Origin of the sequence: Streptomyces sp. NPDC005866, assembly GCF_040629895.1 — a bacterium.
Classification (GTDB): domain Bacteria; phylum Actinomycetota; class Actinomycetes; order Streptomycetales; family Streptomycetaceae; genus Streptomyces.
In genome coordinates this window covers 13914-35779 of sequence record NZ_JBEXWP010000014.1, presented here as the reverse complement: position 1 = coordinate 35779, position 21866 = coordinate 13914, and the positions used below count along the sequence as shown (strand labels likewise).

Below are 21866 nucleotides of genomic sequence, written 5' to 3'. Positions count from 1 at the left end.
GACCGTGGTGGAAGGTATGGGCGCGCGTACGGATCCGAGGAGGCTGCATGGCCGAGGGACTGGTCGACGGCAGAGCGCCCCGCACTGCCCTGGTGAACGGCCCGACGCGGCCGCCCGAGCGCTCCGGGGACGCGTTCGGGCAGCTGAGCGCCGTCGCCGATGCCGTCCTCTACGAGGGCTACCTCCTCTACCCCTATCGGCGGTCCTCGCCGAAGAACCGTGCCCGCTGGCAGTTCGGGGTCCTTTTCCCCAGGGACTGGGTGGAGGCCGACGGCCCGGTCTGCCCGGGCGTGTCCGGCTCGGCGGACTCCTGGTACCAGCAGACGGAGTGCCTGGTGCGGGTGCACCGGCCGGACGCGGCCGTGCGGGTGCGCGTGCGGTATCTGCAGATGCAGCACAAGCAGGTCGAGGACGGCGAACGGCGGCCGGTCGAGTCGCTGACGTGCGACGACGGGACCGTGCAGCTGACCTTCGAGGAGGCGGTGCCGCGCGAGGCCGCGCTCACGGTCGCCCTGGACGAGGGCGAGCACACCTTTCCGGTGGGCTCCCCCGCCGGTGCCGACACGGAGGCGCTGCCGTCCGGCGCCGGACGGGTCGTCAGGCGCCGGGAGGAGGTACGGGCAAGCACCACGCTCGTGGCCGAGCGGTTCGGCGAGGGCCTCCTCCGGCTCCGGGTACGCACCGAGCACGAGGGGCGTACGGGGGATCCGCACGCCCCCCGCGACCAGGCGCTGCGCCACGCCCTCATCGCCACCCACACCCTGCTCGCCGCCGAGGGCGCGGAGTTCGTCTCCCTGATCGACCCGGGCACGGCCCTCCAGGAAGCAGCGCTGAGCTGTCGTAACGACTTCACGTTCCCGGTGCTCGGCGGCGCGCCCCCGGCCGACGCCCCCGCCGACGGCTCGGCCTCCGGCCTGCTGCTCTCCTCGCCGATCATCCTCCCCGACCATCCGCAGGTGGCACCGGAGAGCCCCGGGGACCTGCACGACGCCGGCGAGATCGACGAGATCCTCACCCTGCGCACCATGCTGCTGACGGACGAGGAGAAGCGGGAGGCCCGTGCCACCGACCGGCGGGCCGCGGAGATCCTCGACCGGGTCGACTCCATGCCGCCGGAGGTCTTCGGGCGGCTGCACGGCGCCATCCGTTCGCTGAAGCCCGTCGCGGACCGCCCCGCCTGGTGGCAGGAAGGCGCCGACGACGGGCTCTCCCCGGCCACCGACACGGTCCTGGTCGACAGTGTGCGGGTGGGCGGCGGCAGCGCGGTACGGCTCCGCCCGCGCGGCAGGGGCGCCGACGCCCAGGACATGTTCCTGGCCGGACGGACCGCGACCGTGGCGGCCGTCTTCCACGACGTGGACGGCAGCACCCATCTCGCCGTCACCGTCGACGACGACCCGGCGGCCGAACTGCACGGCTGGTACGGCCGTTTCCACTACTTCCGGCCCGACGAAGTCGAGCCGCTCGGGGGCACCGACGTCCCGGACCCAGCGGCGGCCGCCGAGCCGTCCCCGGGACCTACTCCATCGGAGGCCTAGCGCATGAGCACCAAGAACGGCACCACCGCCACCGCCGTCGGCGGAGAACCCAGCCGAGCCGGGGAACGCCAGGGGTTCGACGAGATCACCATTCTGTGGATCTCCGAGGGCATGAGCTGCGACGGCGACACCGTCTCCGTGACGGCGGCCGACCAGCCTTCCATCGAGGACCTGGTCCTCGGCCTGATCCCGGGTCTGCCGAAGGTCAACCTGGTCAACAAGGTGCTCTCGCCGAGCCTGGGCGGCGAGGACTTCCTCGCCCCGTACCGGGCGGCCGCGCGGGGCGAGCTGGAACCGTTCATCCTCGTCATCGAGGGCTCGGTCCCGAACCAGAACATCATCGAGGGCGAAGGCTACTGGACGTCCTTCGGCAACGACCCGGACACCGGCCAGCCGCAGACCCTCAACGACTGGATCGACCAGCTGGCGCCCAAGGCCTGGGCGGTGGTCGCGATCGGCACCTGTGCCGCCTTCGGCGGCATCCACGCGATGGCCGGCAACCCGACCGGTTCCATGGGTCTCGCGGACTACCTGGGCTGGGACTTCAAGTCCCAGGGCGGGCTGCCGATCGTGAACGTGCCGGGCTGCCCGGTGCAGCCGGAGAACTTCATGGAGACCCTCGTCTGGGTCCTCTACCACGCCGCCGGCAGCGCTCCCCCGCCCCCGCTGGACCACATGCTGCGTCCGCAGTGGCTGTTCGGCAAAACGGTGCACGAGGGCTGCGACCGCGCCGCCTACTACGAGCAGGCCACCTTCGCGACGGACTACAACTCGCCCAAGTGCCTGGTGAAGGCGGGCTGCTGGGGTCCGGTCGTGAACTGCAACGTGCCCAAGCGGGGCTGGATGGCCGGCATCGGCGGCTGCCCGAATGTCGGCGGCATCTGCATCGGCTGCACCATGCCGGGCTTCCCGGACGCGTTCATGCCGTTCATGGACGAGCCGCCCGGCGGCACCCTCTCCTCGCTGGCCATCAAGCCGTACGGCGCGGTCATCCGCCGGCTGCGCGGCTTCACCAACGAGCTGGTGAACCACGAGCCCAAGTGGCGCCACAACAAGCGCAAGCTCACCAGCGGGTACGCCCCGCGGTGGCGGCCCTGACGCGGTTCAGCACACACCCTCCACCGACCCGAGAACCACCCACAGCAAGGGGCAGCAACGCCGATGAGCACAACCGAGGCCCGGCAGCAGGCGCGCAAGCCCGCGCAGATCGTGGACATGTCCTGGGATCCGATCACCCGGATCATCGGAAACCTGGGCATCTACACGAAGATCGACTTCGCCAACCGGGAGGTGGTGGAGTGCCACAGCACCTCCTCCCTCTTCCGCGGCTACTCCGTCTTCATGAAGGGCAAGGACCCACGCGACGCGGGCTTCATCACCTCGCGGATCTGCGGGATCTGCGGCGACAACCACACCACGTGCTCCGACTACGCGCAGCAGATGGCGTACGGAGTGAAGCCGCCGCCGCTGGCCGAGCACATCGTCAACCTCGGCGAGGCGGCCGAGTACATGTTCGACCACACGATCTTCCAGGACAACCTGGTCTTCGTGGACTTCTGCGAGCAGATGGTCAAGGCCACCAACCCCACTGTCCTGGCCCGCGCCCAGCGCACCGACGCCCCGCGCGGTGACATCCACGGGTACCGGACCATCGCGGACATCATGAAGGCCTTCAACCCCTTCGAGGGCGAGGTCTACAAGGAGGCCCTGAAGGTCTCCCGGACCACGCGCGAGATGTTCTGCCTGATGGAGGGCCGGCACGTCCACCCCTCCACGCTGTATCCCGGCGGTGTCGGCACGATGCCGCAGCCGACCGTGTTCACCGACTACCTCAGCCGGCTGATGCACATCATCGACTTCGTGAAGAAGGCCGTCGCCATGAACGACGACGTCTTCGACTTCTTCTACGAAGCGCTGCCCGGCTACGAGGAGGTCGGCAAGCGCCGTATCCTGCTCGGCTGCTGGGGCGCCTGGCAGGACCCGAAGGTCGTCGACTACCGCTACGAGAACATGGACCGCTGGGGCAAGGCGATGTACGTCACCCCGGGCATCGTGGTCGACGGGGAACTGGTCACCAACAACCTGGTCGACATCAACCTGGGCCTCAGGATCATGCTGGGCAGCTCGTTCTACGAGGACTGGGTGAACGAGGACCCGTTCGTCACCCACGACCCGCTGGGCAACCCCGTCGACATGCGCCACCCGTGGAACCAGACGACCCTTCCGGTGCCGCAGAAGCGGGACTTCGAGGGCAACTACAGCTGGGTGATGAGCCCGCGCTGGTTCGACCAGCGCAGCGGCGACCACCTGGCCCTCGACACCGGCGGCGGCCCGCTGGCCCGGCTGTGGTCGACCGCGCTGAACGGCATCGTCGACACGCCCTACATCAAGGCCACCGGCACCAGTGTGCGGATCTCGCTGCCCAAGGGCGAGAGCCTGCCGGAGACCGTGCTGGAGTGGAAGATCCCGAAGTGGTCCAACACCCTGGAACGCGACCGCGCCCGGCCGTACTTCGTCGCCTACGCGGCGGCCATGGCCCTGCAGTTCCTGGAGGAGGCCATGGGGCTGGTCAGGTCCGGCGACACCAAGGTGTTCGAGGACTTCGAGGTGCCGGACGAGGCGATCGGCTGCGGCTTCCACGAGGCCGTGCGCGGGGTCCTCTCCCACCACCTGGTGATCAAGGACAAGAAGATCGCCAACTACCACCCGTACCCGCCGACCCCGTGGAACGCCAGCCCCCGCGACAAGTTCGGCACCCCCGGCCCCTACGAGGACGCCGTCATGGGTCAGCCGATCTTCGAGGAGAACGGCCCGGACGACTTCAAGGGCGTCGACATCATGCGCACGGTCCGCAGCTTCGACCCCTGTCTGCCGTGCGGTGTCCATATGTACACGGGCAAGGGCAAGACGCTGACCGTCACCCACTCGCCGACGTACGGGGCCAATCATGGCTGAGCCCGGGCGGCTCGACGGCGCGTCGGTCGAGGCCCGGCTGGCCCGCCTCGACACACTGCTGGAGGAGCTGGCGTCGGTCCCCGGCCCGACCGGCGGCTCGGCCGTGGAGGCGGTGCGCCTGCTGACCGAGGTCTACGGCGAGGCGCTCGCCCGCGTCCTGGACCGCGCGGACGAGCCGCTGGCCGAACGGCTCGCCGACGACGAACTGCTTGACCACCTTCTGGTCCTGCACGACATCCACCCCGAATCCCCCGAGCGCCGCGCCGCCCGCGCCGTCGAGCGGCTGCGGCCCGCCGTGCGCGAACGCGGCGGTGACGTCGAGTGGGCCGGCGTGGAGGACCAGGTGGGCCGGGTGCGGCTGACCACGGGCGGCGGTTGCGGCTCCGGGTGCGGCGGAGGTACTACGGATGTGACCGACGTCGTCCGGGAGGCGGTGCTCGCCGCGGCTCCCGAGCTGGCCGACGTGCAGCCGGTGCCCGAGGCCCCGGCTCCCGCCTTCGTCCCCCTGGACTCCCTGCGCCGGCCACAGGAGACCCGGTGAGCACCGACGGAGCCCTGGCCCGCCTCATCCGTACGGCCGCCGACCACCGGCCGGCGGCCGAGGCGGAGGTGTGCGACCTGTGCGCCGCCCCGGTGCCCGCGAACCATCCGCATCTGTACGACACCGGGCAGGCCGAGGTCCGCTGCGCCTGCCGCCCCTGCTCGGTGCTGTTCCCCGGCCAGGGCAGCGGCGAAGCCCAGTTCCGGCTGATCCCCACCCGCCGGGTCCGTCTCCCGAAGGTCGACACCGCGGCCCTCGGGGTCCCGGTCGGCCTGGTCTTCTTCGTACCGCGCGCCGACGGCTCGGTCACCGCCGAGGGGCCGAGCCCGGCGGGTGCCATGCGCTGGGAGGTGGACGCGGCGGCATGGCAGCGGGCGGTCGCCGGCTGCCCGCCCCTGGCCGGCATGACCCCCGATGTCGAGGCACTGCTGGTCAACACGGTCCACGGCCTGGACCACCACTGGATCGTCCCGGTCGACGACTGCTTCCGCATGCTCGCCGTGGTCCGCCGGGAATGGCGCGGCCTGTCCGGTGGCGGCCGGATGTGGCCGGCCGTGGAGCGTTTCTTCGAGGAGCTCACCGAGCGGTCTTGAGGAACGGAAACACAGGAAGGAGCAACCCCATGGGCAGCATCCGAGTCGGCCGAGCCCAGGCGAAGCCCGACACGCCGTCCCACGTGCCCGGTATGCACCAGGGCAACCGGGGGCCGAACACCGCCCAGAGAGGGCATCACCGGGACGGCACCGCCGACGCGCGGCGCTCCACCGGCATCCACTGGAAGCGGCACGACGCCCTGCTGGACGTCATGCCGAACATCCCTCCCGGCTGAACCGGACGAGAGAGAACTGGGAGTTTCCCCACATGAGGCAACGAAGAAGAGGTAAGACGGCCCAGCGCGTGCTGGCCGCCGAGGTCGCCGTGGTGGGCGCCCTGTGCGCGGCGCTGCTCGTCAGCGAGATCCCCAGCCTGATCCGCGAGCTGAAGATCTGGCGTATCGCCGGCGGGCTGGGTGCCCGTCGCCGGTATCCGTGAGCCGGGCGTGCACGAACTGTCGATCGCGACCGCGATCGTGGAACAGGCCGGCGAATGGGCCCGGGCGGACGGGCCGGACACCGTCTCGGCGGTGTCCGTCCGGGTCGGCGAGCTGTCGGGGGTCGTACCCGACGCCCTGACCTTCGCCTTCGAGGTGGCCCGCGACGGCACCGCCCTGGCGGGGGCACATCTCGTGGTCGAGCACGTGACCGCGCAGGCCTGGTGCGGGCCGTGCGCCGAGGAGTTCGCGGTGGGTATGCCGCCGTTCTTCTGGTGCCCGCGCTGCGACCGGCCCTGCACCGAGCTGCGCAGCGGCCGGGAGCTGGAGATCACCGCGGTCGAATGACCCCGCCGGTGCCCGGAACGGACCGGGCACCGGCGGGGTCTTCGCCTTGTTCAGCGGTTCCGCGTTCAGCAGATCCGCGGGAGCTGCTCCCCGAGCGGCAGGTCCACGATCCGCGTGCCTCCGAGTCCGGTCGCGACCACGACCATCCCGGGATGGTCGGCCACACACTCGCCGATCCGGGTCGCGCCCGCCCCTTGCGGATGGGCGCGCATCGCCTCCAGCACGGCCTCGGCCTCCGTCGGGGGGACGAAGGCGACGAGCCGGCCCTCGTTGGCGACGTAGAGCGGGTCGAGCCCGAGGAACCCGCAGGCGTTGGTGACCGCGTCCGGTACCGGGATGGCCCGCTCGGTCAGCCGCACCCCCGTTCCCGAGGCGCGGGCGATCTCGTTCAGCGAGGCGGCCAGGCCACCGCGCGTGGGGTCGCGCAGGACGTGGATGTCCGGGGTGACGTGGAGCATGGTGGCGACGAGATCGGCCAGCGACGCGGTGTCGCTGGCGATCTCGACCCCGAACTCCAGCCCCTCGCGCACGCTCAGGACGGCGACCCCGTGCAGCCCGATCGGCCCGCTCACGATGACGATGTCACCGGGCCGCGCCCGCTGCGGCCGGATGTCCACCAGCTCGGGGACGAGGCCGACCCCGGCGGTGGTGACATACACCCCGTCACCGTGGCCCGCCTCCACCACCTTGGTGTCACCGGTGGCGATGGTGACTCCGGCCGTCTCGGCCGCCGCGCCCATGGCCCGCGCCACGCGTTCGACGACGGCCAGCTCCACGCCCTCCTCCAGGACGAACGCGGCGGAGAGGTAGGCGGGCCGGGCGCCGCTCATCGCCAGGTCGTTTACCGTGCCGTTGACGGCGAGGTCGCCGAGGCAGCCGCCGGGGAAGAACAGCGGCCGTACGACGTAGGAGTCGGTGGAGAACGCCAGCCGGGTGCCGCCGAGGTGCAGGACGGCCGAGTCGGTCATCGCGGCGAGCAGGGCGTTGCCGTAGGCGGGGGCGAAGACCTGCTCGATCAGTTCGGCGGAGAGGGCGCCGCCTCCGCCGTGGCCCATCACCACGACCGGCTGGTCACGGATCGGCGCCGGACAGCTCCAGTTCGCCGGGTCGACGACGGTCTGCTCAGCCAACGGGGTTCATCTCCTCGCGCGGGAGCGCCGGTTCGGACATCCGGCGGTAGAGGTAGTAGGCGGCGCAGGCACCCTCGCTGGAGACCATGGTGGCGCCGAGCGGGGTGCGCGGGGTGCAGGTGGTGCCGAAGGCCGCGCACTCGACGGGTTTGATGAGCCCCTGCAGGACCTCGCCGGCCCGGCACTCGGCCGGTTCCTCGGTGCGGATGCCGGTGACGTCGAAGCGGTGCTCGGCGTCGTACGCGCGGTAGGCCTCGCTCAGCCGCCAGCCGCTGGCCGGGATCGGGCCGATGCCGCGCCAGGAACGGTCGGTGACCTCGAAGACCTCCTCGATCATGCGGACGGCGGCCGGGTTGCCGTCCTCGCGCACGGCACGGGCGTAGGCGTTCTCCACCCGGTGCTCGCCGCGCTCCAGCTGGCGGACCGTGCGGCGGATGCCCTCCAGGATGTCGAGCGGTTCGAAGCCGGTGACGACGATGGGGACCCGGTGGCGCGCGGCCAGCTGCGGGTACTCGGTCATGCCCATCACGCTGCACACGTGCCCGGCGGCCAGGAAGCCCTGCACCCGGCAGGCGGGGGCGGTCATGATCGCCTCGATGGCCGGGGGGACACGCACATGCGAGACCAGGAGGGTGAAGTTGGTCAGGCCCAGGCGCTTGGCCTGGTGGACGGCCATGGCGTTGGCCGGTGCGGTGGTCTCGAAACCGATGGCGAAGAAGACGACCTGGCGGTCCGGGTGGCGCTGGGCGAGCTTCAGCGCGTCGAGCGGCGAGTACACCACGCGGACGTCGCCGCCCCCGCCCTTGACCCGGAACAGGTCCCGGTCGGTGCCGGGCACCCGCAGCATGTCCCCGAACGAGCAGAAGATCACGTCGGGGCGGGCGGCGATCTCCAGCGCCTTGTCGATGCACTCCAGCGGGGTCACACAGACCGGGCAGCCCGGCCCGTGGATCAACTCCACTTTTTCGGGCAGGAGTTGGTCGATGCCGTGCCGGATGATCGAGTGGGTCTGGCCGCCGCACACCTCCATCAGGGCCCAGGGCCGGGTGACGGTGGCCCGGATGTCGTCCAGCAGCCGGCGCGCCAGCTGAGGGTCGTTGAACTCGTCGAGGTACTTCACCGGGTCTCACTTCCCTCGGCCTGCTGTGCCGCCTGCTGCCAGGCGTCGCCGAACTCCTCGTCCAGCAGCCCCAGTTCCTCGAAGAGCTTGAGGGAGGCCAGGGCCGACTCCTCGTCGAGCCGCTGCAGGGCGAAGCCCACATGGACGATGACGTACTCCCCGACGCGGACGTCGGACACGTACTCCAGACACGCCTGCTTCTGCACACCGCCGAAGTCGATCAGGCCGGTGAGCGGATCGGCGGTGTTGTCGATGCTCACGACTCTGCCGGGCACTGCCAAACACATGGGTCACTCCGTCTCGTCGCTGACTGCCGTACGCCGGCCGTCGTCGGGTCGTTGTTCATGGGCCGCGACCACCAGTTGCCCGAGCGCCAGCCCGCCGTCGTTCGGCGGGACTTCGCGGTGCCGGAGGACCGTGAACCCGAAGCCGTGCAGCAGGTCGCAAGCGGCCTGCTCCAGAAGCGTGTTGGCGAAGACGCCTCCGGTGAGAGCGACGGTGGTCAGGCCGGTGGCGCGGCGCGCGCCGCGGCACAGGTCCAGGACCGCCCGGGCGACACCGCGGTGGAAGTGGGCCGCGATCACCGGTACCGGGGTGCCGCGCCGCAGGTCGGTGACGATCGCGCGCAGCGCGGGGGCCGGGTCGAAGCGGTAGCCGAAGGGGTACGCGGCCGCGTCCTCGTCCCAGGCCAGGCAGGCCCGTGCCTCCAGTTCCAGGGCGGCCTGGGCCTCGTACCCGGCGCGGTGGCACACGCCCGCGAGGGACGACACGGCGTCGAAGAGCCGGCCCATGCTGGAGGTGGCCACACAGCCGACCTGACTGGGCAACTGCCGTGCGAGCAGCCTGAGTTCCTCGCGCGAGCAGGCGGCGACGCAGGGCAGGTCCGTATCCCACGGCACTCCGGCCGCCCACAGCCGGGCCAGCGCCGTCCGGCAGGGGTTGGCGACTGCCGCGTCGCCGCCGGGGAGCGGAGCCGGGGTGAGGTGGGCGAAGCGGCGGTAGCCGGTGTAGTCGGCGATGAGCAGCTCGCCGCCCCAGATGCTGCCGTCGTCGCCGTAGCCGGTTCCGTCGAAGGCGACGCCGATGACGGGTGTGGTGCCGTCGAGGCCGGCCTCTGCCATGGCGGCGGCGATGTGGGCGTGGTGGTGCTGGACGAACACCGGCTTTTTCACCAGGAGTTGAGCGGCGCGGCGGCGAGCCCAGGCGGACGAGTGGTAGCCGGGGTGGCGGTCGGCGGCGATGAGCTCGGGGCGGACTCCGGTCAGCCCGTGCAGATGCTCTTCCGCGCGGGCGGCGGCCTCCAGCGTTGCCAGGTCGCCCATGTCGCCGATGTGCGGCCCGAACCAGGCCAGCTCGCCCTCGCCGGCGCACAGCGCGTTCTTGAGGTCGCCGCCCACCGCCAGCGCGGGCCGCACGGGGACGGGCAGGCGCAGCGGGCGTGGCACATATCCGCGGGAGCGGCGCAGGACCTGTTCGGTGCCGTCGGCGCGCACCCGAAGCAGGGAGTCGTCGCAGGGCGAGGCGATGGGCCGGTCGTGGGCGAGCCAGGCGTCGACCAGTCCGAACAGCCGGGTCAGCGCCTCGTCGTCGTCCGTGACGATCGGCTCGCCCGAGCGGTTGCCGCTTGTCATGACCAGCACGCGGGGGCCGGGCGGGTCGCCGGGGAGTCCGAAGAGGAGGGTGTGGACGGGGGTGTAGGGCAGCATCACACCGAGGTGGGGGCTGCCGGGGCACACGCCCGGTGCCAGCCGTACGTCGTCGCGGGGGCGCAGCAGGACGATGGGGCGCCGGGGGCCGGTGAGCGTGGCCCGTTCGGCGGACCCGACCACGGCAATCCGCTGCACCTCGTCCAGGTCCGCGCACATCACGGCGAACGGCTTGTCCCCTCGCGCCTTGCGGGTGCGCAGGGTGTCGACGGCCCGGGGGTTGGAGGCGTCGCAGGCCAGGTGGTAGCCGCCGATGCCCTTCACGGCGACGATCCGTCCGGCCGCGAGCAGCTCTCGTGCCCGTGAGAGGGCATCACCATCGCGAGCGGCCCTCACTCCGCTGCCCGCGGCGGGTACCAGCCGCAGCCGGGGTCCGCAGTCCGGGCAGGCCACGGGCTGGGCGTGGAAGCGGCGGTCGGCCGGGGCGTCGTACTCGCGGGCGCAGCCGGGACACATGGGGAAGCCGGACATGGTGGTGACCGCGCGGTCGTACGGCATCCCGGTGGCGATGGTGAAGCGGGGTCCGCAGTGGGTGCAGGTGATGAAGGGGTGACGGTGCCTGCGGTCGGCCGGGTCGGCCAGCTCCCGCAGGCAGTCGGCGCAGGTCGCGGTGTCGGGCGGGAGCAGGGTGCGGCCCGGGGACGACTGCGCGGTGGCGCGGATGGTGAAGCCGGGGTCCGCCCCGGTGACGGGTACCTCCTCGACACCGACGGCCGTGACGGTGGCCAGCGGCGGCGGCTCGGCGGCGAGCAGCTCGCGGAACCGCTCGACGCCGCTCGCCGCTCCCTCGACCTCGATGAGCACGCCGTTCGACGTGTTGCTGACGAATCCGGTGAGCGCGAGACCGGCGGCGAGGCGGTGGACGTACGGGCGGAACCCGACGCCCTGCACGGTTCCCCGCACGGTGATGCGCCGGCGGACCGCGGCTACCGTGGCGGGGGCGGTCACGAGGCGGTGGGTGCGTGGACGTGACCGTGCGGATGCGGGGCGAGGGGCGGACGGTGCGCGGGAGCGCCGTCCCGTACCGCGAGCACCCGGTCCAGGACCGTGTCGACGCCTTCGCCGGTGCGGGCGCAGGAGCGGACGATCTCCACCCCGGGGTTGACCCGCCGCACATGGTCGGCGAAGGCGGTGTCGTCGAAGCCGGCCGGCCCGGCGAGGTCGGCCTTGGTGAGCACGACCAGGTGCGCGGAGCCGAAGGCGGTGGGGTATTTCGAGGGCTTGTCCTCGCCCTCGGTCACCGCCATCAGCACGATCCGCAGCTGCTCGCCGAGGTCGTAGGAGGCAGGGCAGACGAGATTGCCGACGTTCTCCACGAACAGCAAAGCGGTGTCCGGCGGCAGCCAGCCCTCCAGGTGGCCGCGTACCTGCCGGGCTTCCAGGTGGCACAGCCCGTCGGTCAGCAACTGTTTCACCGGCGCTCCCGAACGGGCCAGCCGCCTGGCGTCGTTCTCGGTCGCGAGGTCGGCCGTGAACGCGGCGACGGGCACGTCCCGCTCCAGTGCCCGGGCCAGCACCCGGCCGAGCAGTTCGGTCTTGCCGCTGCCGGGGCTGGAGAGCAGGTTCACCATGCTCACCCCGCGCGCGGCCAGGTCGTCGCGCAGGCTCGCGGCCAAGCCGTCGTTCCTGGCCAGGACGGCCCGGGTGACCTCCTCGGACTGACACATGGGCGCTCCTCGATCGCTGAGTCCTGGAAGGACCGTCGGATCGGGTGGGTCCCGTCCTGGTCCGTCAGCGATCCTCCGCGCCGGTGGCGGCCGGGTGCGGGAGCCCGGCCGAAGCGGGGCCCGTGGATTCCTCCGGGCGGTCCAACGAGGGCGTGACCAGGGGATCGGCCAGCAGTGCCGGGACGAGGGTGTGCAGCGCTTCGACGGCCCGTTCGACCGCGTCCCGGACGGGCTCGCTCAGGCCGGGGGCGATGTCCTCGTCGCCGCGTGGCAGCTCCCCGGGCTCACAGGCGAGGACGAGGACGCGCGGCAGGGGTTCGTCGCCGAGGTGGGCGGCCAGGGCGAGCACCTTCGCCGGGTCCATGCCATGTGCCTCGGGCGGGGCCGCCGGAACGCCGTCGGGGAGTTCGGGCTCGATCAGGGAGAGCGTCCCGGGGCGCCTGCCGCGGGCGGCGGCGTCCACGAGTACGGCGACCGTCCAGCCGTCGAGCAGTTCGTAGGCGAGGTCCATGCCCCGGATGCCGTAGTCCCGGACCCGTGCCCCGGGGGGCAGCGGGCGCCGGTCCAGGGCACGGATCACCTCGGGTCCGAAGGCGTCGTCGCCGAGGAAGATGTTGCCGACGCCCGCCACCAGCAGCCGCGTCACCGGGCACCGCCCGGGACCTTGCGGACGAAGTCCGAGCGCAGCGAGTGGTAGGCGGCGGTGGGGTCGAAGAACACGGCGTGCATCCGTTCGAGTTCGTCCTTCCGGTACTCGGCGAGCGGTCGTTCCGCCTCGTCGGCCCGGCGCGCCGCGGCCTTGGCGGCGAGACGCCGGCCGAGATCGGTTGTGCCGGCGAGTGCGACCGCCAGTTCCTCGACCTCGGCGGCGAAGCGCTGTGCGGGGACCGGCAGCAGCCGGTCGACGAGCCCGAGCCGGGCGGCCGTGGCGGCGCTCACCGGCTGTGCCTCCTCCGTCAGCCGCCGGGCGGTCTCCGCTCCGACGCGGCGGGGCAACGAGTACGTCCAGAACTCCGAGCCGTACAGGCCCATCCGCCGGTAGTGCGGGTTGAGGACGGCGCCGGTACGGCACCAGACCTCGTCGGCGGCGAGGGCGAGCATGGCGCCGCCGGCCGCCGCGTTCCCGCCGAGCGCCGCCACCACCAGCCGGTCGGTGGTCCGCAGTACGGCCTCGACCAGGTCGTCCATCGCGTTCAGGTTGGTCCAGGACTCCTCGGCGGGGTCCGGGGCGGCCTCGATGACGTTCAGATGGATGCCGTTGGAGAAGAAGTCCCGGCGGCCGCCGAGCACGAGAACCCGGGTCGGCCGGGCGAGGGCGTACTCGTAGGCGGCGAGCAGGCGCCGGCAGTGGTCGGTGCTCATCGCGCCGCCGGGGAATGAGAAGGTGACGAAGCCGACGTCGCCGTGCTGCCGGTAGCGGACGTCGGTCCAGGTGCGGCGGTCCGGGGGCAGTTCGAGCGGGGCGGGGGCCTCCGGGAGGGCCGGGGCGCCGAGCACCTCGGCGGCGGGGCGGCGGAAGGGGGCCGGGTCACCGGAGCTCTTGCGGGGGCGTAGCTCCGGGATCCAGACGGCGCCGTCGCGGGTGGCCCGGCAGACCGCGCCCGCGCGGGTCGCGAGCAGCTCGCCCGGCCGGCCCCGCAGTTGGTCCTCGGGGTGGCCGCCGTGCAGGAACACCTCCCGGCCGAGGAGTTCGTCCAGCACCCCCGGCTGGGAGTCGGCGCCGCGCAGCTTGCGCAGCACCGTGTCCGTGTCGTCGGCCGCCCAGTCGATCCGCCGCCGCGCCTGGCGGAAGACGTCACGCCAGACGATCTGGTCGTGGATCGCCGGATCGCTCTGCGGCACCGGCTTGTACGAGCCCTCCGCATACCGTCGTACGGCCTGGTGGACCGCGGTGAGGGCGGCGTCCGCGGCCTCGTTGCGGTAGAGGTCGCTCTTCCCGACCGGCTCCACCGGGAAGGGCTCGCTCGCCCAGACGGCGCCCGCGTCCATGGCCGCCTCGGCCTGGAGCACGGTCACGCCCCAGCGGGGCGCCTGTCCGGCGATGGCCCAGTCGAGCGAGGAGGGACCTCGGTCGCCGAGCGGTCCCGGGTGCAGGATGAGGCAGGTGTGCTCCCGCCAGACGTCCACGGGGAGTGCGGTCTTCAGCATCGGCGCGATGACCAGGTCAGGGCGCCGGTCCCGCACCGCGGACCGGACGGCGTCGGGGCCGTGGGCGGCGAGGACGACGGCCACGTGGTGGCCGAGGTCGGACAGTTCGGCGTACACCCGTTGGGACAGGCTGTTGAACGCGCTGGCGACGAGCAGAATGTCCATGGTGCGGCATGTTCGCCGCTTCAGCGGTCTCCGGGAAGGACCCCGGCGGCGTTTCGCCGGCCGTCCTGGACCACTCGGCCCTCTCCCGCCCGGAAGGCCCAGTCCATCCGGGGCTCCATCACGAACCGGAAGACCCGGCGCACCGGTGGTGTGCACAGCAGGGTCACCACCACGGCGGCGACGAGGGTGACCGTCACCGCGCCCAGCGGGCCGTGCATCCAGGCCGGGTCGTACCAGTGGGCGGGCTTGGCGCCCTGCACGACGAAGCCGTGCAGCAGGTAGCCGTAGAGCGTGCCCGCGCCGAGGGCGGTGAACCAGGTGCGGCGGCCCGGCACCCAGGCGAGAAAGCAGGCGACCAGCACCAGGGAGCAGCCGAAGGTGGCGAGGGTCATGACGGGCCCGTACCAGGCGGGCACGCCGAGTTGCTCGGCGCTGTCCCGGTGGAAGAACCAGCGGTAGGCCAGGTGCGGCCCCGCCCAGTACGCGACGGCGAGGGCGCACAGGGCGACGGGGACGGCCCACAGGCGCACGCGCCGGCGGCGCAGCAGGCTGAAGTGCTCCGGGCGCAGGCACAGGCCCAGCACGAAGTACGGCAGGAACTGCAGGGCCCGCTGCAGGTCGAGGTCGTTGCCGATGGACGACGAGAGACTCGCCAGCATGGCGACGGCGAGCGCGAGGGGCAGCGGCCACCGCACGAGCCGCCAGATCGGCGTCGTCAGCCGCCAGATGAACAGCGCCGCCAGGAACCAGGTCAGATACAGGGGGTCCAGCAGGCTGATCTCGCGGTCGGGGGCGTGGTCGCTCCACCGGGTGAAGAGGGTGTAGGCGACCTCGAACACCACGTAGGGCACGGCGACCCCGGTGACCAGCCGTTTGACGCGGGTCGGGCCGGCGTCGAAGCTGCGGGAGAAGTAGCCGGAGATGATGATGAACGCCGGCATGTGGAAGGCGTAGACGAACGTGTAGAGCGCGGTGACGGTGCGGCTGTCCGAGCGCAGCGGTTCCCAGGCGTGCCCTACCGCCACGAGCACGATCGCCAGGTATTTCGCGTTGTCGAAGTAGGCGTCGCGCCGCCCGGCGGGCGGGCCGCTCCGGGAAGCCGCGCCGTCGCGGGGCGGCGGGACCGGTGTCCGGTCGGCGGCCCCGGCGGGCGGCGCGTCGACTGCGGTCGCTGTCTCGCGGGAGCCGGACAGACCAGAACACCTCTCACACGACATGCGCTCCAGGGAGCGAGGGGGGGTGGGGCAGTACTCCGGTCACGCTGCTCTCCGGATTCCCGCGGAGTAAACCCGTCACGACGCTCAGGTGTCAAAGCGGGAAACGGGGTCCATCCGTCATTCTGCGTCGCGAAGATGGTTCCGCCCGTGTCGACCGATGCCCCTTTGGAGCGTGCCGCGTGACGTCGCCGGACCCTGTCTCCGCACGATTCGTGGAACTGCTGGACACCCGCCCGGAAACCCTTCAGGAAGCGGCGGACGATTTCGGCCACCTCGTGCACCTGCCGCCCCGGGGCGTGCTGCGGCCCCGGTCCGCGGCCGAGGTCAAGGACGCGCTGGCGTACGCGGGACCGCGAAGGATCCCGGTGGCGGCGCGGGCCGGGGGGCATTCCCTGTACGGCCAGGGTCAGGCGCCGGGCGGGATCGTCCTGGACCTGGGTGCGCTGAGCGGGGTCGGGCCGGTGACCCGGGACCGGGTGGAGGTGCCGGCCGGGGCGCTGTGGCGGGACGTGCTGGCGGCGACCCTGCCGTACGGGCTCGCGCCGCCCGTCCTCGCCGACTACCTCGGTGCCGGCGTCGGCGGTGTGCTGAGCGCGGGCGGGCTGGGCGGCGCCAGCCACCGGTACGGCCTGGTCGCGGACTCGGTGCTGGAGCTGGAGGTGATGACCGGGGCCGGCGAGCACGTGGTCTGCTCGCCGGAACACCACGGCGCCCTCTTCCACGCGGTCCTGGCCGGCCTGGGACAGGTGGCCGTCATCATCAGGGCCACCCTGCGCCTGTCGGCCGCGCCCGCCCTGGTGCGCCGCTACTGCCTGTACTACCCCTGTCTCGACGCCTACCTGGCCGACCAGCACCGGCTCGCGACCGACCGGCGCTTCTCCTACCTGGAAGGCCAGGCCCGCCCCGCCGACGACACCGCCGGCGGCTGGCACTACATGATCGAGGCCGTGGCCGACCACCAGGGGCCGACCCCGCCCGACGACGAGGCCCTCCTGGGAGACCTCTCCTTCGACACGACCGAGATCACGGACCTCGGATTCGCCGAGTTCGCGAACCGGGTCGCGCAGGACGAGGAGATCCTGCGCGCGACCGGCGAGTGGCTGCACCCGCATCCCTGGCTGAACCTGCTGCTCCCCGAGGACACCGCGGCGTCCGTCGTCACCGGCGTCCTCGCCGACCCCGGCTTCCAGGACCTGCGCGAGAACGGCCTGGTCCTGCTCTACCCCCTCCTCACCCGCACCCTGCGGGCCCCGCTGTTCCGCCGCCCGCGCGGCGAAGTCGTCCACCTGCTCGCCCTGTTGCGCACGGCCGCCCCGGGCGCGGCCGACCCGATGGTGGCCGCCAACCGCACGGCGTACGAGTACGCGCGGGCGAAGGGGGCCGTCGCCTATCCGGTCAACGCGCTGCCGATGTCCCCTGCCGACTGGCGGGAGCACTACGGCAGCCAGTGGGGCACCCTGGCCGCGGCCAAGAGCGTCCACGACCCGCACGGCATCCTTGGCAGGGGGCACGGGATGGCGTGGTGAGCACCGCCACCGGCCGGCGCGGGCCGGATTCGGTCCGCGCCGGGGTGTCGATTGCGCGCGGCGCCGTTCGTCGGTGGGGTGTAGGAAGCTCTTTGAGGTCCGGGAGGAACCATGAAGTACATGCTGCTGGTCTGCGGCGACGACACCGCAGACGCCTCGGGGATGGCGCCGGTCGAACCCTGGGTGGAGGAGCACGGCGTCCGGCGCGGGGCCCGGCTGTACGGCCACCGGCTGCGGCTGCCGGACACGGCGGTCACCGTGCGGGTACGCGACGGTGAGGTGCTGCGGACCGACGGGCCGTTCGCGGAGACGAAGGAGTACGTCGCCGGATTCGACGTCGTCGACTGCGACAGCCTGGAGGAGGCCGTACGGATCGCCGCCCAGCACCCCGTGGCCACCATCGGCGCCATGGAGGTGCGCCCGTTCTGGGACGAGGGGCTCATGGAGGACGCCGCGACGGCCATCCGCCATCTCGACGCCGAGCTCACCGCGGCCGTTCACGACCGGGACACCGACCGGATGACGGCCTGCTACGCGCCCGACGTGGAGGCCTTCCAACCCGCCGGCGTCCAGGGGCAGTCGGGGATCGCCGCGTTCCGCAAGTCGGTCGAGGAGTGGTTCGCGACGCTCAGCGGGCCCGTGCACCGCGAGGTGCTCGAACTGCACGTTCGCCCCGGGGAGGGCAGTGCCTTCAGCCATGCCCTCGTCCGGATGCGCGGCACCCGGGTGACCGGGGAGCCGCTGGACCAGGTGGTCCGCGTCACCACCGGCTACCGCGACACCGGTTTCGGCTGGCTGATCGCCCACGAGCACATCTCGGTGCCGCTGGACGCGACGGCCGGGAAGGAGCGGTCATGAAGTACGTCCTGTTCATCTGCACGCCCGTCGGCGGCGAGGAGCTCAGCCCCGCCGAGATCGCCGAGGACCCGCGCTTCACCTCGTACATCCACGAGGTCCGCAGCCGTGACATCGTCAGGGGCGGCGCCCGGCTGCGGCCTGCCGCCGACGCGACCACCGTGCGCGTCCAGGGCGACGAAGTGCTGCTGAGCGACGGGCCGTTCGCCGACACCAAGGAGTACGTCGCGGGCCTCGACATCATCGAGGTCGCCGATCTCGACGAGGCGATCGCGTTGGCCTCCCGGCACCCCGCGGCGCTCGCCGGCGGCTCGGTAGAGGTGCGGCCGGTCTGGGAGTGAGTGCCACGGACGACGTCGAGAAGGCCGTCGCCGCCGCCTTCCGTGAGGAGTGGGCCCAGGTCGTCGCCACCCTGATCCGGGTGACCGGCGACTGGGACCTCGCCGAGGAGTGCGCGCAGGACGCCTTCGCCCAGGCGCTGGAGCGGTGGCGGCGCGACGGAGTGCCGCGCCGCCCCGGCGCCTGGCTCACCACGACCGCCCGCAACCGCGCCCTGGACGTGCTGCGCCGGGAGGCGGTGGGGGCGCAGAAGCTGCGGGAGGCGGCGGTGCTGGCGCGGGACGAAGGGCCGTACGACCCGGACCACGAGGGCGACGACAGCGGTGTGGCGGACGACCTGCTGCGGCTGATCTTCACCTGCTGCCACCCGGCCCTGCCGATCGAGGCCCGGGTCGCGCTGGCCCTGCGCACGCTCGCCGGGCTGACCACCCCCGAGATCGCGCGCGCCTTCCTCGTGCCCGAGGCGACGATGGCGCAGCGGATGGTGCGCGCCAAGCGGAAGATCCGCAACGCCGGCATCCCGTACCGGGTGCCGCCCGCGCATCTGCTGCCCGAACGCACGACGGGCGTTCTCGGCGTGATCTATCTCCTGTTCAACGAGGGGTACGCGGCCACGGCCGGCGCCGACCTGATGCGGACCGGCCTCTGCGCCGAGGCCATCCGCCTGGCCCGCCTGCTGGCCCGGCTGATGCCCGACGAACCGGAGGTCGTCGGGCTGCTAGCGCTTCTGCTGCTGCACGACGCACGCCGGGACACCCGGGTTGACGCGGCCGGCGACCTGGTGACCCTGGAGGACCAGGACCGCAGCGCATGGGACCGCGCCGATATCGACGAAGGCGCGGCTCTTCTGGAGGCCGCTCTGCGCCGCGGCCGCCCCGGCCCGTACCAGATCCAGGCGGCCGTCGCGGCCTGCCACGCCACCGCGGCCACCGCCGCCGACACCGACTGGGCCGACATCGCAGGCCTCTACGGCGAGCTCCAGCGGTATGTGCCCTCGCCCGTGGTCCGGCTCAACCGCGCGGTCGCCGTGGGCATGGACGAGGGCGGGGAGGCGGGTCTCGCCCTGGTGGCGGAGCTGGAGGCGGAGGACGACCTGGCCGGCTACCACCTGCTGCCGGCGACCCGCGCCGACCTGCTGCGCCGCATGGCCCGTACGGGGGAGGCGGCCGAGTCCTACGAGCGGGCCCTGGAGCTGGTGGAGAACGCGGCGGAACGCAGGTTCCTGGAGAAGCGGCTCGCGGAGTGCCGGGTCCGCGTAGGCACCCGGGGTTCGCCTCAGGCTCCGCCGCGGGTTCGCCCCCACCCCGAATGCGGCAGCCCACCGGAGTGACGCGCGGCCCGTCGTGCCCAGCGTGATGGTGCATGGTCACCATCCACCCGGTGCTGGAGGCGATGGTCCAGCCGGTCTGACCACCGCCTCCGTCCCAGGGCGTCAGCCGCCGAGCGCGGCCATCACGACCGCCTTGGCCTCCTCCTGTACCCGGGCCAGGTGCTCGGGGCCCCGGAAGGACTCGGCGTAGATCTTGTACACGTCCTCCGTGCCGGACGGGCGGGCCGCGAACCAGGCGCTCTCCGTGGTCACCTTGATGCCGCCGATCGGCGCGCCGTTGCCCGGCGCCTCGGTGAGGACCCCGGTGACCGGTTCACCCGCGAGCGTCTCGGCGGTGATCTGGGCCGGGGAGAGCTTGGCGAGGAGGGCCTTCTCCTCACGGGTCGCCGGGGCGTCGATACGGGCGTAGGCGGGATCGCCGAAGCGGGCGGTCAGTTCGGCGTAGTGCTCGGACGGGGTCTTGTCCGTCACCGCCGTGATCTCGGAGGCGAGCAGGGCGAGCAGGATGCCGTCCTTGTCGGTCGTCCAGACCGAGCCGTCCCGGCGCAGGAAGGAGGCGCCGGCAGACTCCTCGCCGCCGAACCCGATGGCGCCGCTGAGCAGTCCGTCGACGAACCACTTGAACCCGACCGGGACCTCGATCAGTTGGCGGCCGAGGTCGGCGGCGACCCGGTCGATCATCGAGGAGGAGACGAGGGTCTTGCCGACGCCGGTGTTCGCCGGCCACTGCTCGCGGTGGCGGTAGAGGTAGGAGATGGCGACGGCCAGGTAGTGGTTGGGGTTCATCAGGCCGGCGTCGCGGGTGACGATGCCGTGCCGGTCGGCGTCCGCGTCGTTGCCGGTGGCGACGCGGAACTCGTCCCGCTTCTCGATCAGCGAGGCCATCGCGTACGGCGAGGAGCAGTCCATGCGGATCTTGCCGTCCCAGTCCAGCGTCATGAAGCGCCAGGTGGGGTCGGTGTACGGGTTGACCACCGTGAGGTCGAGGCTGTGCCGTTCGGCGATCCGGCCCCAGTAGGCGACGGAGGCCCCGCCGAGCGGGTCGGCGCCGATGTGCAGCCCGGACGCCCGGACCGCGTCGAGGTCGAGGGCGCTGGGCAGGTCGTCGACGTACACGCCCATGAAGTCGTACCGGCCGGTGGTGGGGGCGGCGAGCGCGCGCTGGTAGGTGAGGCGCTGTACGTCCTTCATCCCGTCCGCGATGATCCGGTTGGCCCGGTCCTGGATCCAGGAGGTGGCGTCGGAGGCGGCGGGGCCGCCGCTGGGCGGGTTGTACTTGAAGCCGCCGTCGGAGGGCGGGTTGTGCGAGGGGGTGACCACGACACCGTCCGCGAGACCGGTCGTGCGGCCGCGGTTGTGGGTGAGGATGGCGTGCGAGACGGCCGGGGTGGGCGTGTAGCCGTCGGCGATGTCGATCAGGACGGTGACGCCGTTGGCGGCGAAGACCTCCAGGGCGGTGACCTTCGCGGGTTCGGACAGGGCGTGGGTGTCGGCGCCCATGAAGAGGGGGCCGTCGGTGCCCTGGCCGCTCCGGTACTCGCAGATGGCCTGGCTGGTGGCCGCGATGTGGTCCTCGTTGAACGCGGTCGCCAGGGACGATCCGCGGTGTCCCGAGGTGCCGAACACCACCCGCTGGGCCGGGTCGGCCGGGTCCGGGTGCAGCGCGTAGTACGCCGTGACCAGCCGGGCCACGTCGACGAGGTCCTCCGGAGCTGCCGGCTGGCCCGCTCGCTCATGCGGCATGAGTTCATTCCTCCGCAGTCGTTGATCGATCGCTCGACACCCATCCTTCCTTCTCAGGTCCGGTGCGCGCGAGTGCAGCACCGGCCCGGACGCCGAAGACACGGCGGGTTCCCGGCTGATTCACAGCAGCCAGAAGCCCTTGGGCGTTCTGATCCCGGTACCGTCCAGGACGTGGGTCGCCGTCGCGCCCCGCAAGATACGGCGGGCGTACGGCCGGGAGCGGGCGGTCGGCCGAACGGCTCCCCCACGGGCGCGGCGGACGTTCCGGAAGGCCCGCATCGGGACATACTGAACATCAGTCAACTCCCGCGCCCCCGGGCAGTCACGAGAGGCCGCACCGTGGAGAACTCCCTCTCGCCCGCCGCCCAGGATCGCTACGACACCTATCTGGACCATGTGAAGCGTTGCCCCGACTGCCGTCCCGTCCGCTGCCGGACCGGCCAGGCACTGGTGCGCGCCTATCTGGCGACCACGCGGGCGGAGCGCCCGGACGCCCGCAAGCACTGAG

At 72.4% G+C, this 21866-nt stretch carries 23 protein-coding genes; 13 read left to right on the top strand and 10 right to left on the bottom strand.

What is annotated here, in order from left to right; translation table 11 throughout:
* The first annotated feature begins 47 nt into the window (after positions 1-47).
* The 8 genes from ABZ396_RS21530 (at position 48) to hypA (ending at position 6412) form a co-directional block, all read left to right on the top strand.
* A complete protein-coding gene (locus tag ABZ396_RS21530) occupies positions 48-1538 on the top strand; it encodes a hypothetical protein (RefSeq protein ID WP_358920523.1) in 1491 nt (496 codons plus the stop codon).
* Positions 1539-1541: 3 nt separating this feature from the next.
* Entirely contained in the window at positions 1542-2636 is a 1095-nt protein-coding gene (locus tag ABZ396_RS21525; RefSeq protein ID WP_358920521.1) for a hydrogenase expression protein HypE, read from the top strand.
* Between the two features lie 63 nt (positions 2637-2699).
* A complete protein-coding gene (locus tag ABZ396_RS21520; RefSeq protein WP_358920519.1) occupies positions 2700-4493 on the top strand; it encodes a nickel-dependent hydrogenase large subunit in 1794 nt (597 codons plus the stop codon).
* On the top strand, positions 4486-5034 hold the full coding sequence (locus ABZ396_RS21515) for a NifU family protein (protein ID WP_358920517.1): 549 nt from the start codon (positions 4486-4488) through the stop codon (positions 5032-5034). The genes ABZ396_RS21520 and ABZ396_RS21515 overlap by 8 nt, the downstream gene beginning before the upstream one ends.
* A complete protein-coding gene (locus ABZ396_RS21510; protein WP_358920515.1) occupies positions 5031-5627 on the top strand; it encodes a DUF5947 family protein in 597 nt (198 codons plus the stop codon). Before ABZ396_RS21515 ends, ABZ396_RS21510 begins: the two co-directional genes overlap by 4 nt.
* A 29-nt stretch (positions 5628-5656) precedes the next feature.
* A complete protein-coding gene (locus tag ABZ396_RS21505) occupies positions 5657-5863 on the top strand; it encodes a hypothetical protein (RefSeq protein ID WP_358920513.1) in 207 nt (68 codons plus the stop codon).
* 32 nt (positions 5864-5895) lie between these two features.
* A complete protein-coding gene (locus ABZ396_RS21500) occupies positions 5896-6066 on the top strand; it encodes a hypothetical protein (protein ID WP_358920511.1) in 171 nt (56 codons plus the stop codon).
* A gap of 7 nt (positions 6067-6073) precedes the next feature.
* On the top strand, positions 6074-6412 hold the full coding sequence (gene hypA / locus ABZ396_RS21495; RefSeq protein ID WP_358920591.1) for a hydrogenase maturation nickel metallochaperone HypA: 339 nt from the start codon (positions 6074-6076) through the stop codon (positions 6410-6412).
* Between the two features lie 65 nt (positions 6413-6477).
* On the opposite strand, the gene hypE is transcribed toward hypA, so the two are convergent.
* The 8 genes from hypE to ABZ396_RS21455 form a co-directional block, all read right to left on the bottom strand.
* A complete protein-coding gene (hypE, locus tag ABZ396_RS21490) occupies positions 6478-7467 on the bottom strand; it encodes a hydrogenase expression/formation protein HypE (protein WP_358920589.1) in 990 nt (329 codons plus the stop codon).
* Between the two features lie 67 nt (positions 7468-7534).
* Positions 7535-8662, bottom strand: a complete 1128-nt coding sequence (hypD, locus tag ABZ396_RS21485; RefSeq protein ID WP_358920509.1) for a hydrogenase formation protein HypD — start codon at positions 8660-8662, stop codon at positions 7535-7537.
* Entirely contained in the window at positions 8659-8949 is a 291-nt protein-coding gene (locus ABZ396_RS21480; protein ID WP_358920507.1) for a HypC/HybG/HupF family hydrogenase formation chaperone, read from the bottom strand. Before ABZ396_RS21480 ends, hypD begins: the two co-directional genes overlap by 4 nt.
* A 3-nt stretch (positions 8950-8952) precedes the next feature.
* On the bottom strand, positions 8953-11316 hold the full coding sequence (gene hypF, locus ABZ396_RS21475) for a carbamoyltransferase HypF (protein WP_358920505.1): 2364 nt from the start codon (positions 11314-11316) through the stop codon (positions 8953-8955).
* Positions 11313-12035 (bottom strand): hydrogenase nickel incorporation protein HypB, encoded by a 723-nt coding sequence (hypB, locus tag ABZ396_RS21470; protein ID WP_358920503.1) that lies wholly within the window; start codon positions 12033-12035, stop codon positions 11313-11315. Before hypB ends, hypF begins: the two co-directional genes overlap by 4 nt.
* 64 nt (positions 12036-12099) lie before the next feature.
* Positions 12100-12681: a hydrogenase maturation protease gene (locus tag ABZ396_RS21465; RefSeq protein WP_358920501.1), complete on the bottom strand. Its 582-nt coding sequence runs from the start codon at positions 12679-12681 to the stop codon at positions 12100-12102.
* On the bottom strand, positions 12678-14348 hold the full coding sequence (locus ABZ396_RS21460; RefSeq protein ID WP_358920499.1) for a hydrogenase maturation protein: 1671 nt from the start codon (positions 14346-14348) through the stop codon (positions 12678-12680). Before ABZ396_RS21460 ends, ABZ396_RS21465 begins: the two co-directional genes overlap by 4 nt.
* Positions 14349-14368: 20 nt before the next feature.
* Positions 14369-15565: an acyltransferase family protein gene (locus tag ABZ396_RS21455; RefSeq protein ID WP_358920497.1), complete on the bottom strand. Its 1197-nt coding sequence runs from the start codon at positions 15563-15565 to the stop codon at positions 14369-14371.
* Positions 15566-15744: 179 nt separating this feature from the next.
* Between ABZ396_RS21455 and ABZ396_RS21450 the strand changes: the two genes are divergently transcribed.
* From ABZ396_RS21450 to ABZ396_RS21435, 4 genes are all read left to right on the top strand, one after another.
* Positions 15745-17091, top strand: coding sequence for an FAD-binding protein (locus ABZ396_RS21450; RefSeq protein ID WP_358920495.1), 1347 nt, complete (start codon positions 15745-15747; stop codon positions 17089-17091).
* Positions 17092-17202: 111 nt separating this feature from the next.
* Positions 17203-17949 (top strand): nuclear transport factor 2 family protein, encoded by a 747-nt coding sequence (locus ABZ396_RS21445; RefSeq protein WP_358920493.1) that lies wholly within the window; start codon positions 17203-17205, stop codon positions 17947-17949.
* Positions 17946-18287, top strand: coding sequence for a YciI family protein (locus ABZ396_RS21440; RefSeq protein ID WP_358920491.1), 342 nt, complete (start codon positions 17946-17948; stop codon positions 18285-18287). The genes ABZ396_RS21445 and ABZ396_RS21440 overlap by 4 nt, the downstream gene beginning before the upstream one ends.
* A complete protein-coding gene (locus tag ABZ396_RS21435; RefSeq protein WP_358920489.1) occupies positions 18284-19615 on the top strand; it encodes an RNA polymerase sigma factor in 1332 nt (443 codons plus the stop codon). The genes ABZ396_RS21440 and ABZ396_RS21435 overlap by 4 nt, the downstream gene beginning before the upstream one ends.
* Before the next feature lie 102 nt (positions 19616-19717).
* On the opposite strand, the gene pgm is transcribed toward ABZ396_RS21435, so the two are convergent.
* Together pgm and ABZ396_RS21425 are read right to left on the bottom strand one after the other, a co-directional pair.
* Entirely contained in the window at positions 19718-21358 is a 1641-nt protein-coding gene (pgm, locus tag ABZ396_RS21430; RefSeq protein WP_358920487.1) for a phosphoglucomutase (alpha-D-glucose-1,6-bisphosphate-dependent), read from the bottom strand.
* A gap of 120 nt (positions 21359-21478) precedes the next feature.
* Positions 21479-21637, bottom strand: coding sequence for a hypothetical protein (locus ABZ396_RS21425; protein ID WP_358920485.1), 159 nt, complete (start codon positions 21635-21637; stop codon positions 21479-21481).
* A 60-nt stretch (positions 21638-21697) separates the two neighbouring features.
* Between ABZ396_RS21425 and ABZ396_RS21420 the strand changes: the two genes are divergently transcribed.
* The gene (locus ABZ396_RS21420) at positions 21698-21865 is read left to right on the top strand and encodes a hypothetical protein (protein WP_358920484.1); all 168 of its coding nucleotides are present in this window, start codon (positions 21698-21700) and stop codon (positions 21863-21865) included.
* Position 21866: the final 1 nt, after the last annotated feature.

What these genes read in the sequence shown, in the direction of transcription:
- ABZ396_RS21455 (WP_358920497.1), bottom strand. Translation starts at nt 15,565, where the DNA reads ATGTCGTGTGAGAGGTGTTCTGGTCTGTCCGGCTCCCGCGAGACAGCG.
- ABZ396_RS21530 (WP_358920523.1), top strand. Translation starts at nt 48, where the DNA reads ATGGCCGAGGGACTGGTCGACGGCAGAGCGCCCCGCACTGCCCTGGTG.
- ABZ396_RS21515 (WP_358920517.1), top strand. Translation starts at nt 4,486, where the DNA reads ATGGCTGAGCCCGGGCGGCTCGACGGCGCGTCGGTCGAGGCCCGGCTG.
- pgm (WP_358920487.1), bottom strand. Translation starts at nt 21,358, where the DNA reads ATGCCGCATGAGCGAGCGGGCCAGCCGGCAGCTCCGGAGGACCTCGTC.
- ABZ396_RS21520 (WP_358920519.1), top strand. Translation starts at nt 2,700, where the DNA reads ATGAGCACAACCGAGGCCCGGCAGCAGGCGCGCAAGCCCGCGCAGATC.
- ABZ396_RS21480 (WP_358920507.1), bottom strand. Translation starts at nt 8,949, where the DNA reads ATGTGTTTGGCAGTGCCCGGCAGAGTCGTGAGCATCGACAACACCGCC.
- hypB (WP_358920503.1), bottom strand. Translation starts at nt 12,035, where the DNA reads ATGTGTCAGTCCGAGGAGGTCACCCGGGCCGTCCTGGCCAGGAACGAC.
- ABZ396_RS21505 (WP_358920513.1), top strand. Translation starts at nt 5,657, where the DNA reads ATGGGCAGCATCCGAGTCGGCCGAGCCCAGGCGAAGCCCGACACGCCG.
- ABZ396_RS21460 (WP_358920499.1), bottom strand. Translation starts at nt 14,348, where the DNA reads ATGGACATTCTGCTCGTCGCCAGCGCGTTCAACAGCCTGTCCCAACGG.
- ABZ396_RS21500 (WP_358920511.1), top strand. Translation starts at nt 5,896, where the DNA reads ATGAGGCAACGAAGAAGAGGTAAGACGGCCCAGCGCGTGCTGGCCGCC.
- ABZ396_RS21445 (WP_358920493.1), top strand. Translation starts at nt 17,203, where the DNA reads ATGAAGTACATGCTGCTGGTCTGCGGCGACGACACCGCAGACGCCTCG.
- ABZ396_RS21525 (WP_358920521.1), top strand. Translation starts at nt 1,542, where the DNA reads ATGAGCACCAAGAACGGCACCACCGCCACCGCCGTCGGCGGAGAACCC.
- ABZ396_RS21425 (WP_358920485.1), bottom strand. Translation starts at nt 21,637, where the DNA reads ATGCGGGCCTTCCGGAACGTCCGCCGCGCCCGTGGGGGAGCCGTTCGG.
- ABZ396_RS21440 (WP_358920491.1), top strand. Translation starts at nt 17,946, where the DNA reads ATGAAGTACGTCCTGTTCATCTGCACGCCCGTCGGCGGCGAGGAGCTC.
- hypE (WP_358920589.1), bottom strand. Translation starts at nt 7,467, where the DNA reads ATGGGCCACGGCGGAGGCGGCGCCCTCTCCGCCGAACTGATCGAGCAG.